Genomic DNA, 11,895 nt, shown 5'->3' with positions numbered 1-11,895 from the left:
GCTGGGCGGGAGGTCACTTTGATACGCATCTTGGTCTCAAGGGCTGAGGGCGGCGTGGCGTACTCTTCCGCTCATGTCCTTTCCTCGTTTTTTCCTATCGGCTTTCCTCGCTAGTTCTCTGCACGCCGCTAGCCCCTCTTTTGAGTGGGTGGCTGCGGGCGGCGGTTTAAAAAATGATAAGACTCGCGCTGTGGCTGTGGACACCACGGGTCATGTTTTTTGGGCGGGCGAAACGACGGATGCGGGAACCTTTGGCGACAGCCCGCGTGAATCTCTAGGCGGGTCTGATTTCTTTCTAGCAAAGACCTCGCCAGAGGGGAAAACGCTGTGGGTGCGCAGCCTGGGGGGCAGCTTGATTGATCGCGGGTACGGTGTGGTGGCCGATGCCGCAGGCAATGCCTATGTGACGGGTCACTACCAGAGCACCGATGCCCAGGCCCTGGGTAAACCCCTGCCGAATGCCGGGGATTACGATCTCTTTGTGGCCAAGTATTCTCCGTCGGGGGACTTGCTGTGGATCCGCACAGCGGGTGGGGCAGGTTATGATTATGGTCACGGCATCGCCCTCGATCCACAAGGGCATGTGGTAGTGACGGGGGCGATTGCTGGAGAAGGAAAATTTGGCGACCAGGGGGTGAATGCTGGGCAGACTTCGCGCGCTATCTTTTGGGCGAAGTATGATGCCGAAGGCTCCCTTCTTTGGGTCAAAACCACCTCAGGAAAGTTCAGCGGTAGCGGTCATGGTATCGGGACCGATGCTGCCGGGAATCTCTACATCGGTGGCAGCGGTGCCGGGAAGGGGAGTGCGGGTTCAGTGGCCCTGGAAACGAGCATCGGACAGGCAGCGGTAGTGATCAAAACCTCTTCGCAAGGGGAACCTCTCTGGGCCAGCCTCATCTCGGGAACGCCGAGCGCAGGGTTTCATGAAATCACCGTGGATGCAGCGGGGGCAGTGACGGGTGTGGGCATGTTTAAGGGCCGCGTAAAGCTGGGTGAGCAGTCGTATGAGACTTCCAATGAGAAGGACAATGATGGGCTCGTGGTCCATTTTTCACCCGAAGGAAAAGCGCTCTGGCACCAGGTCATTCAGGGGCCTGGGGTGGATTATTGTCTGGGTGTGGCAACCGATGCCTCCGGGCAGGTCTATGTGACAGGGGAGTTTTCTGCCACGGCCACCTTCGCAGGCCAAACTCTCACCAGCCTGGGCGGCACTGATATCTACACAGCCGCCTTTGATGCCAAAGGAAAGCTGGAGTGGCTGCTGCCGAATGGAGGTGCGAAGGGCGACAATGCCTACACGCTGGTCTGGCAGCCGGGTTATTTGATTTTAGGGGGCGGCTGCGCAGGTCCGACCGCTTTTGGCAAAAAAAGCATGACCTCTCCCGCAGCGGCGGAGGCTTATGCGGCCAAGCTTAAGCTGCCCTGATAGCCGCTGGAGAATGGAGGGTGGAAAATCCGTGATTGATTTCAGGGTTGGGATGCCTCACCATGATACTCAATTCAGCGGTAGCTTGAATGTCAAGACTTGTGAAATGATGAGAAACGCCACCACTTGCCTGCTCTGCATTATCGCAGCTCTGCTATGCTCTTGTTCCTCCTCGAGTTCGAACAAGAAAGTCTTGTCTAAAAAAGGCACTCGCATCACGGCTGTGCGGACGACGGCTTACACCCACAGTGAGTCAGATCATATCCAGTATGGGGCGCGTACCGCTGTGGGGTCGCAGTTAAAATATGGCAGCGTTTTGCGTAGCGCCGCTGCCGATTGGTCCGTTTATCCAGTGGGCACCATTTTCCAGATCGAGGGCACACCCTACATTTATCAAGTGGATGACTACGGCTCTGCACTGGTGGGAACGAATACCATTGATATCTACCAGCCCACACGCGCTCACATGAATGCCTGGGGCGTGCGCCACGTGAACATCCGCGTTTTGCGCTGGGGGTCCAAGTCCAAGAGCTTGGCCATCATGAAAGACCGCCAGAAGTACGATCACGTGCGTAAAATGGTGCAGCGTCTTCAGCGTAGCTAAACGTCTCTTTTCCGTGACCAAGGCCGAACGCGCCACCTACGTGCTCCAACGGCTGGGGCAGTTGTATCCTGATCCCCCAGTTCCTCTGGACCATACGGATGCTTACACCCTTCTCGTGGCGGTCCTGTTATCGGCCCAGTGCACGGATGTGCGGGTGAACTTGATCACTCCCAAACTCTGGTCTCTTGGCCGCACCCCGCAGGAGATAGCCCGCGTGCCTGTGGCTGAGATCGAAAAGATCGTAAAACCGTGCGGTCTGGGACCGCAAAAGGCGAAAGCGATCCAAAAGCTGTCTGAGATCCTCGTCGAAAAATATGGAGGTCAGGTGCCTGCAGACCTAGCACTGCTGGAGGAACTGCCCGGGGTCGGGCATAAAACGGCACAGGTGGTCATGGCGCAGTCTTTTGGCGTACCTTCCTTTCCGGTGGATACTCACATCCATCGTTTAGCCCAACGCTGGAAACTCACAGAGGGTAAAAACGTCACGCAGACAGAGCGGGATCTGAAGCGCCTTTTCCCCGAATCCGCCTGGAACAAGCTGCATCTCCAAATCATCTTTTACGGTCGCGAATTCTGCTCCGCCCGCGGTTGTGACGGGACGGTATGTGAGATTTGTACGACTCTGTTTCCTGAGCGTAAGAGAGCCCTGAAGACGAAAAAAGCCTAGGAGTAGCCCGAGGAAATTTTTTTTGAAGGCTGGAATACTTTGATGGGAATAAGGCGGTGGACTCGCCTCTTACCGTTGCCTGGCGGGTTACAGATCTGCCAGCCTAACAACAAGCAACACTCCAATGAAATCATTCCTCCTCCTCTCTGTCACTGCCACTCTGATGACTCTCACTAGCTGCAGTTCCTCCTCCATGATGAAAGACGCTGCTCCTGCCTGTCCCGCTTGCAAATCCGGCACCTGCACCATGCACGGTGAAAAGAAAATGATGTAACGTCACAAGAAGGCTCCTAGTTACCCTACTAGGAGCCTTTTATCAAGTCGAGCAGACTCATGCTTCATGCGGAGATCTGCTCAACAGCAGGCTCCTCAGGGCTGACTCTCAGCAGACTTTTGAGTCGGGTGAGATCCACGGGTTTGACGAGATGATGATCAAAGCCTGCATCCATGGCACGCTGTTTATCTTCTTCTTGTCCGTAGCCAGTGACCGCAATCAGGAGCGCTTGTCGCCCCCAAGTCTCCTGACGCAGTAGGCGGGCAACTTCGTACCCGTCCATTCCAGGTAGGCCGATGTCCAAGACGATGGCTTCTGAAGACTGCAACTGAGCTTGGGCTAAAGCCTCAGTCCCGTCATAAGCCAGAGCCACTTGGTGACCTGCACGAGTGAGTAACTTCGCCAGACCGACAGCGGAATCCACATTATCATCCACGACCAAAACTCGCTTTGAGATCAACTTAGGCCGCAGCTCACGATCTCCCATGAGGGTAGCGGATTTTTGAGGGACTGTGGCGGGAAGCCGAATGCTGAAAGTGCTGCCTAGCCCAGGACCATCGCTGTGGGCATCCACTTGGCCATCATGCATTTCGGTCAATTTTTGCACAATGGTTAGCCCGATACCAAGTCCACCTTCGCTGCGTGCAATGGACCTTTCACCCTGAGTGAAAAGTTGAAACATTTCGGGGAGGCGTTTGGGTTCAATGCCAATCCCGTTGTCTTTGACGATCACTAAAATATCCGCGCCCTGGTTTATGGCGGTGAGCTGGATGCAGCCGTTTTTAGGAGTGTACTTGGCTGCATTCGCCAGAAGATTGAGCACCACTTGCTCAATACGCGTCGGATCAGCCTCCAGCCAGAGATCGAGCTTTGGATAATCGCAGGTGAAGCGGTGCCCGCGCTCGGCCATGAGCGGCAGGGCGGAATCACAGGCCCGATCTAGGACGACGGCCATGTTGATGTGGCTACGGCGCAGCCGGATTTTGCCCGTGGTGATGCGTGAAACGTCGAGCAGATCATCAATGATGTGGGTGAGTTGGTGCGTTTGTCGTTCAATAACGCCTGTTGACCAAGCCAGAGTCTCCTGATCACTGGAGCTTTTGAGAAGTGCGGTGGCATTGGCGACGGAAGCCAGTGGATTGCGCAACTCATGCGCGAGCATGGCGAGGAATTCATCCTTACGACGGTCAGCTTCCAAGGCTTCCAAGGTCATTTTCTCCCGCTCTTCCAAAAGAGATTTCACCTGATATTGCCGCTGCCGTGAGCGGATGGCTGACTCAAGGGTACTGACGAGAGTATCAGGCCTCACAGGCCTCTCAATGATGGAGACATTCCCCGTGGGAGTCAGAGCTGACAGGTGCCGATGACGCGCCCAGGCTTCTCGGGTGCCAGTAATGATGACGATAGGGAGGTCTGACCATGACGGCTGTTCACGGAGCAAGTCTGCAAGGATCTTGACCGACTCTTTACCGAGGACTTCTTCTGCCACTAGAATGGCACCACAGCCTGCCTGCACTCGCTGGCGAAGATCCTCCAAACCTTGACAAATGTTGGGCCGCAAACCGGCTGTGTCCAGGAAGTCTGCCGTCAGGCGTGCGTCATTGCGGGTTGGTGCGAGGATCAAGATGTCCAACCCCTCGCTTCCTGGCTGGGGAGCGTTGGGGGTGTTTGTGGATGAAGCGTGACCACAAAGTTCGTTAACGGCTTGCATGGGGGCTTTCACCTTTCTGAAATGAAGGTGGGAACACCTGTGAGCACTCCTTGAAGTTCTCTCAAAGGTTCTCCCAGAGTGATGCCATCCTGCCCGACTTTGATTTCACGGATGGTGCGTTCATGATCACCGCTGCGTTTTTTAATGACAGAAATGGCCTGTTTGACCTCGCCGCGAGCTTCATAAAACCGCAAGAGCAACACGGTGTCAGCAAGGTAGGTCAAATCTACAGAGGACTGCATGGAGCCAATGAGCCCCTGCTGTGCCAATACCATCATGGTGATGACCCCTTGCTGATTCAGGTAGGACAGTAATTCGTGCAACTGCAGTGCGAGATAGCGTTCCGCAGGCATGGCATTCAAATAACCATTGATGCTATCAATGACAATCATGCGAACAGAATCATGTGTCACTCCCTGGCGAATGCGGTGCGAGAGATCGCCGGGTGAAATATCCGCAGGATCCACCGATTCGATCACGATAAGGCCGCTTTTGACATAGGGCTCAAGGTCCATACTCAACTTTGCCGCCCTGTTCATGAGTGTGCCGAGGGTTTCGTCGAAGATGAATAGAAGGGATTTTTCGCCCCGCTGAGCCGCAGACAGTGCAAAGCGGATGGTGAGAGTGGACTTACCCGTGCCCGGTGGCCCCATGAACATGGTGCTGGTACCGCGCCCTAGGCCGCCCCCCAGCAGGAGATCCAGTTCTGAAATGCCGCTAGGGAAATCTTCACGTTTAAACTCTCCTGAGCTATCCGCCGCGACCAATCTGGGGAAAACGACCATGCCGCCTTTTCGCAATACAAGGTCATGGCTGCCCTCTAGAAACTTAGAACCCCTGATTTTAACGACATTCAACTGCCGCTGAGAAACACCGTATCCTGCGGTGGTGCTCATGAGGGAAATCACGCCGTGGGCGATGCTTTCTACCTGAAGATCATGAGTGCCGGAGGTTCGGTCATCCAGCAGTAAAACGGTGCAGTTACGCCCGGCAAAGAATTGCTTCAATTGCAAAATCTGGCGGCGGTAGCGCAAAGGCGTGTCTGCCAGCATGCGCATTTCCGAAAGGGAATCGAACACGACGCGTGTCGGATTGACCCGTTTCACCTCATCTATCAAAGCGGTGATGGTTCGGTTCAGCTCGATTTCCGAGGGGTGAAAAAACGTGCTTTCAGTATCTCCACGGATCTTTTCTTCAATCGTTGAGAGTTCATACAAATGCAGCCGAGTGAGGTCCCAGTCATGGGAAGCTGCCACGGTGGCGATTTCATCCTTGGTCTCTGAAAGAGTGATGTAGAGGCTGGTTTCTCCTTCTTTCTGGCCTTGGAGAAGAAACTGCATGGCAAGAGTGGTTTTGCCGACCCCAGGATCACCTTTGATGAGGTAGAGCCGATTGATGGGCAGACCCCCATGAAGAACGGTATCCAGTCCTTCAATGCCGGTCGAGCAGCGGGGGCTGATTGAGGATTGTTTGAGTAAGGCCATAACGTGGCGTGAAGTAACTGAAGACCCTGTGTCTAAGTCGAGCGAATGGTCTTCGGATAAATTCGGAAAAACATTCAGCTCTGGACGTGTGGGGTAGGAAAATTACTCTGACTCCTTACTGTCAACGCAGGGGATTGAGACCTGCCAAGCAATGAGTCGGCTCACAAAAAAAGCGCCCTGTTGCCAGGACGCTTAGGTTCTTGAGGTGGGAGAAAAAGAAGCTACCAGCGCAGGCGTGCACCTGCACGGAGGGTGCGGTTTTCATCACCCAGATCCATGCCGATGTTCATATCCATTTGCGGAAAGACTCGGAAGTAGGCGCCGAAATCAACGACCTTGCTATCGTAGTCATTGGCACTGCTGACGGTGACACCAGCCTGGAGTTCCAGCCAGTCCACCATTTGATAGCGCAAGCTTGGACGGATGTAGATGCCGCCGTCCGTGTAGCTGATGTTGTTCCCTGCGGAGCTGAGATTGGCATAAACCAGACCGACTTCACCAACGAAGTGCAGCTTCGGTGTGATGGCCATGTAGGCACCACCGCCGATGGTGATGACGGAGAGATCGTAGTCCGCATTGGTGGCTCCTTTGACGTTTTTCGTGCCGCTGCCGCTGCTCCAGTTGAAGCTGCCTTTGACGAAGAAAATGGTGGGTAGGTCGATGGAAAGAGTCACTCCAAGACCGTGACTGCCATCCAGATCACCGCCCTGAGGATCCACGTAGCGGTAGCTGGCCTCCAGGTATCGGTAATTCAGCATATTGCTGCCATTCATGCTTTGCTGCACGCCACCCCAGGAATTGGACGCCACTGGCTGCTGAAAACCATAGTTGGCCGCAGGAGCCGCAGGCTCCATCATCGTCGGCCCTGCGTAAGGGGAAGACATGGTCGGCGGAGGCAGGGTGGGGGACATGGCTGTATAGCCAGTGCCACCATAAAGACCAGAACCTGCAGGAGGTGGCATGGCTCCATAACCTCCCGTGGCTCCCGGGTAACTCGGAGCACCTGGATACTGGGCACTAGCCAGAGAAATGAGGCTGAAGGTAGCCAGGAGGGAGAGTGCAAAAGCAGGTTTCATGGGCTTCGGGGTAAACCTTGATTATTTAACTATCTTAAATAATATAAAATAATCATGACTGCACTCAATTTTTTTCAATATTCTCACTTTTTGAGTGGTTGCTAAAGTTCGCGACTCATTTCCCCCGTCGGACCAAAGACCGTGGAACCCCCTTGGTCAGGGTGTGTGGATGTGGAACAGCCACTCCTGCAGCCTGTTTAAGTGCCGTGTGATAATGTCGTTTTTTAACAAATTAGAAGTCTCAGTTCTCTCCGGTACTTTTGATCTGGTCTCCCTCCAGCAAGTGGTCATGCAAACGGGCGATGTATTCCTTGAGGCGTTTTTGCACACTCTCAGGGGCTTGACCAGGAAGTGCGTGGATCTGCGCCTGCCAAGGTTTTAGTCGTACCTGCCAGCGATCCAAGACATTGACCGCTTCGATGGCAACGAAGTAAGGCTGGGTTTTCATGTCGGCACAATCGAGAAGGGTGCGTGTGCTGCGCTCTAGCACGGCCGGAGATTGGGCCACGCTGATGAGGGTTTCTGCAGCAGCGATTCGCACACTGGGAGAGCTATCTCCCAGCATTTGCTCGATCTTGGGGGCGTTTGTGCGGATGGCGTTTTCTCCCCGGATGAGGTAACCTTGCACGGCCCAGTAGCGGACGCTGGCATTGGAATGATCCAGCCATTTGGCAAGAGCCTCGGGCTTGGCCAGAGCGGGGTTGGTGGCTAAATCGGCGGCCTCCATCACCGTGGTGATGGGGTAGGCCTCCTCGGTGGCAAAGATGTCTTTGGGAGATTGTGTCTTGGCCTGGGCCAGTCTTTCTCCCTCAGGAATGAAGCCTAGATCCCGCACCTGAGTGAGCCACTGGCGCTGACCTTGGGCGAGACGAGTTTTGATTTCTGCATGGGCCGTTGAATCCGCTAAATTGATAGTTTCCCAGGGATCAGATTCTAGATCGTAAAGTTCTTCTGCGGGTTTGGGTTTCCAAAAACGCGTCTGTGGCTCTGGCAGACGGCCTTCGTCAAATTGGGCTTTCCACACACGGGTGGTGGCCTGCTGAAACATGTAGTTCAAAAACTGGCCATAAGGCAGATGGGGCAGGTAGTTCCGGATGTAAACGTAACGACCGTCGGTCGTGCTGCGAACGAGGTCATAACGCTCATCCATGCGCCCCCGGAAACCGTGGATGAATTCAGGAGCTGGTTTAGCAAATTCCCCACAAATGGCTCTGCCTTGAAAGTAGTCGGGCGGTTTCACGCCGGCGATGCTCAAAAGTGTGGCTGTGAGATCCACAAAGCTGACGAGCTCTTCATTCACCCCACCCGGGGCGTAGCCTTTGGGGGCTAGGTGCTTCCACTTTTCTGGAAAGTGCATGATGAGTCCTACCTGCAAACCCGTGTTGTAAGGCCAGCGTTTAAACCTCGGCATGCCGGGGCCATGGTCACCATAGTGCATGATGATGGTGTCTTCCGCGAGGCCTGCTTTTTCCAATTCATCGAGGTGCTTCCCCAGCTTGCCGTCCATCAAAGTGATGTTGTCATAATACTGGGCCCAGTCATGACGCACCTCTGGCGTGTCGGGATGGAAAGGTGGCAGCGGGGCCTTGGCGGGATCATGAATCAGCGTGTGGGGCCGACGGCGGATCTGACTTTCATGCGTGATGGTGTCATTGAAGACCGCAAAAAAAGGCTGGCCTTCCGCTCGGTTTTTCCAATGGGCTTTGCCGCTGCTCTCATTCCACACGAGATCTTTTTTCCCATCTTTAGGTTTCGTTAGGTTGTAGTCTTCCTTGCTGTTGTTGCTGCAGTAGTAGCCCACACTGCGCAGAAACTGGGGATACATCTGGTGTCCATCAGGCAGAGGAATGTCGCTCCGCATGTGTTCGGCACCATCGGCCGGGGCCCAACGCCCGCTGATGAGGCAGGTGCGCGCAGGCGCACAGACGGGAGCATTCGACCAGCAACGTTTGAAGCGGATGCCTTTGGCAGCGAGGGCATCAATGTGGGGCGTGGTGGCGTAGGTGTCACCATAACAACCGTATTGAGGCCCATTGTCCTCACTGGTGAGCCATAAAATGTTAGGCCGATCTGCTGCAGCAGCAGCGGAGATAACCCCAAAGCAGAAGAGAACAAGTGCGCGAAACATGGCCCTTGGAAACGCGGGCCAGTTTCTACTCTTGCGGCCAAATGGATGCCGCTCTGGTGGGTCAACGTTGCAGAGCTGCGAGTCGCTCCACCAACGGCGGATGACTGTAGTGCAGCCAGACGGTGAGGGGATGCGGCTCAGGGTGAGCGAGGTGATCGCGGGAGAGCTTTTTCAACCCATCCGTGAGCGGCTGGTGGCTACCCACAGCTTTGCGGGCATAGGCATCGGCCTCAAACTCGTGCTTCCGACTCATGGCCAGCCCGAGCAAACCCGTGAGGACGCCGAGCGGCTTGTAAATCATGCCAAAGAGTACAAGCCCCATGCCGACCGGAGTTCCTGAAACGCCAAACGCGGCAAAGAAGCCTGGAGATTTCAGCGCCCAGCCGAGCAGGCCTAACATGAGGGCCATTTCCAAAAGATTGAGAATCAGCATGGTTGGCACATGACGGCATTTGTTATGACCAATTTCATGGGCCAGAATGGCGACGATTTCCTCGGTGGTGTGACTCTTTAACAGCGTGTCATAAAGGGCGATGCGCCGAGTTTTGCCGAACCCGGCGAAGAAAGCATTGGCCTTGGTCGAGCGGCGGGAACCATCCACCACGCTGACTTCTGCCACCGGGAAATCCAGTTTTTGCGCCAGCGCAAAGATGGCGTCTTTGAGTTCGCCATCCTCCATGGGCTGAAATTTTAAAAACACAGGCATGATCACACGTGGGGAGAGCCAAGTCATGAGCAGGATAAACCCGGCCAGGAAGAGCCAGGCATAGAGTGCGGCCCAGGTCTGAGTCTGAAAAAACCAGACTAGAGCGGCGGCTACGGGGAGCCCTAACAAGGCCATGAGGGCGAGGCCCTTAAAGTGGTCCGTGATGAAGGTGCCTAGAGTGGTCTTATTGAAGCCGTGCCGAGACTCCACCCCAAAAGTATCCCAGGCATCGAAGGGGAGGCTGATCCAGGTCTGGGCCAGCATGCTGATGGCGAGAACGACGACGCCGGTGATGACGGGGCCTTTTCCCTGGCTTTCGGCCCAGGTCTGCAGCCAGCCAAACCCGCCGGACCACCAAAAGACAATGAGGATGCCCAGCAGAGTGACCTCCCGGGTAAAACTGACTTTTTTGGAATCGCGGATATAATCCACCAGCTTTTCGCGGGTCTCTTCGGGAAAGACTTCTGCGAGGGATGGGGGAACCGGCCTGCTGAGGCGGGCGAGATTCAGCAACGTGGCGAAGAACTCCAGGTGAAAAACACCCAGCACTCCGATGAGGGCGGCGATAAACCAGGGATTGGAAAGAGACATGAGAGAAGGGGATGTGCTGCCTGCACTGGGCAATAAAGTCCAGCCAAAAAAAAAGCAGACGGTTTCCCGTCTGCTTTTTAAAATGAACTTGGAAAACGAGGATTACTCGGCGTTTTCTTCGACGTAGCGGACGACGTCGCCCACGGACTGAAGCTTCTCAGCTTCTTCGTCTGGAACGTCGATGCCGAACTCTTCTTCGAAGGCCATCACCAGCTCCACGGTGTCCAGGGAATCAGCGCCCAGATCTTCGATGAACTTGGCTTCAGGGGTCACCTGCTCAGGGTTCACGCCGAGCTGTTCGACGATGATGTCACGGACTTTTTCTTGGATGTTGTCTGCCATAGATTGAAGGGGGATGTGCGGCGGAGAGGTAGCGGCTGGTTATTATTTGGCAAGAGCGAATTCGCTCTTTTTTTGCTCTGAGCATCGAAGAAGAACAAAACGGGTTAGCTCGCTTGCCCGGGGTTTTTGGGCGCGGTGGCTGCTGCATCAGGCAACTTCTCGATGAGCTCACCTTTGAAGTGGGTTAGCAAGCGGTCAAGCACGAGGCCCACCTGATCGAATTTAAAATCATCTAAAACGGCTTTTTTCTCGGGGGAATCTGGGGTCTCACGATACCAGGCATAAGCCAGCCCCTTCACGTCCCATTTGCGTTTGTCCACCCGGAAGACTTGGGCGTAATAAATCCGTGTGCCCTGGGGACTCACCCAGTGATCTGGGTAAGCTGTGAGCACGCGGTTGCGATTGAACAACATCATCACTGCCACCACCAAACCAGCAAAAATGGTAGCACTGCCCCACCAGAACTGGCCGGCGATTTCGCGATCTGTCCAGCGGTGTGGTTTTTCACTCCAGCCATGTTCAGCAGCGTAGGAGACCCAGCGTGGAGGCTCGCCATTTTTCCCTGCGGGCAGCCCTTGGGCCTCCGTTTCTTTGACCCATCTCTCCAGTTGATTGGCAGCCTTCGCTTCATCGTAGCTCTTGAGGTGGACTTGCTCAAACCAGTCCTTTTTATCAGCGATTTTGTTCGCCTCATGGTAGCCGTATTGCCAGTCATACAGGAACCATGCGCCCATGAGGACCAGCATGGCGGCCATCATGCTCATGCGACGGAAATACCAGGGGGTAACGCGACAGACGATGACGCTGGCAGATGCTTCAGTGGCAGTGGACTCCATTTCCCATTCAGAGACCCTGCTGTGGCTGGATGCAACCTGCGTTTTTTCGG

10 protein-coding genes are annotated in these 11,895 nt (G+C 54.9%); 3 read left to right on the top strand and 7 right to left on the bottom strand.

Annotation, left to right across the window (positions count from 1 at the left end; genetic code table 11):
* The first annotated feature begins 73 nt into the window (after positions 1 to 73).
* From HNQ64_RS19310 to nth, 3 genes are all read left to right on the top strand, one after another.
* On the top strand, positions 74 to 1,426 hold the full coding sequence (locus tag HNQ64_RS19310) for an SBBP repeat-containing protein (RefSeq protein ID WP_184211749.1): 1,353 nt from the start codon (positions 74 to 76) through the stop codon (positions 1,424 to 1,426).
* Between the two features lie 193 nt (positions 1,427 to 1,619).
* Positions 1,620 to 2,030, top strand: coding sequence for a 3D domain-containing protein (locus HNQ64_RS19305; RefSeq protein WP_246431115.1), 411 nt, complete (start codon positions 1,620 to 1,622; stop codon positions 2,028 to 2,030).
* Between the two features lie 13 nt (positions 2,031 to 2,043).
* Positions 2,044 to 2,697 carry an endonuclease III gene (nth, locus tag HNQ64_RS19300; protein WP_184211747.1) on the top strand — a complete coding sequence of 218 codons (654 nt, stop codon included), beginning with the start codon at positions 2,044 to 2,046 and terminating at the stop codon, positions 2,695 to 2,697.
* Between the two features lie 338 nt (positions 2,698 to 3,035).
* On the opposite strand, the gene HNQ64_RS19295 is transcribed toward nth, so the two are convergent.
* The 7 genes from HNQ64_RS19295 to HNQ64_RS19265 form a co-directional block, all read right to left on the bottom strand.
* Positions 3,036 to 4,595, bottom strand: a complete 1,560-nt coding sequence (locus HNQ64_RS19295) for an ATP-binding response regulator (RefSeq protein WP_184211745.1) — start codon at positions 4,593 to 4,595, stop codon at positions 3,036 to 3,038.
* Positions 4,596 to 4,690: 95 nt separating this feature from the next.
* A complete protein-coding gene (locus tag HNQ64_RS19290; protein WP_184211744.1) occupies positions 4,691 to 6,166 on the bottom strand; it encodes an ATPase domain-containing protein in 1,476 nt (491 codons plus the stop codon).
* Between the two features lie 221 nt (positions 6,167 to 6,387).
* Positions 6,388 to 7,242 (bottom strand): hypothetical protein, encoded by an 855-nt coding sequence (locus HNQ64_RS19285; RefSeq protein WP_184211742.1) that lies wholly within the window; start codon positions 7,240 to 7,242, stop codon positions 6,388 to 6,390.
* 241 nt (positions 7,243 to 7,483) lie between these two features.
* Positions 7,484 to 9,370, bottom strand: coding sequence for a sulfatase-like hydrolase/transferase (locus HNQ64_RS19280; protein ID WP_184211740.1), 1,887 nt, complete (start codon positions 9,368 to 9,370; stop codon positions 7,484 to 7,486).
* Between the two features lie 61 nt (positions 9,371 to 9,431).
* Entirely contained in the window at positions 9,432 to 10,667 is a 1,236-nt protein-coding gene (locus HNQ64_RS19275; RefSeq protein ID WP_184211738.1) for a M48 family metallopeptidase, read from the bottom strand.
* Between the two features lie 102 nt (positions 10,668 to 10,769).
* Entirely contained in the window at positions 10,770 to 11,009 is a 240-nt protein-coding gene (locus HNQ64_RS19270) for an acyl carrier protein (RefSeq protein ID WP_078815772.1), read from the bottom strand.
* 104 nt (positions 11,010 to 11,113) lie between these two features.
* The gene (locus HNQ64_RS19265; protein WP_184211736.1) at positions 11,114 to 11,845 is read right to left on the bottom strand and encodes a hypothetical protein; all 732 of its coding nucleotides are present in this window, start codon (positions 11,843 to 11,845) and stop codon (positions 11,114 to 11,116) included.
* Between the last annotated feature and the right edge of the window lie 50 nt (positions 11,846 to 11,895).

Origin of the sequence: Prosthecobacter dejongeii, from assembly GCF_014203045.1 — a bacterium.
Lineage (GTDB): Bacteria > Verrucomicrobiota > Verrucomicrobiia > Verrucomicrobiales > Verrucomicrobiaceae > Prosthecobacter > Prosthecobacter dejongeii.
The sequence above is the reverse complement of the archived record's forward strand: the minus strand, read 5'-3'. Positions and strand labels throughout refer to the sequence as shown.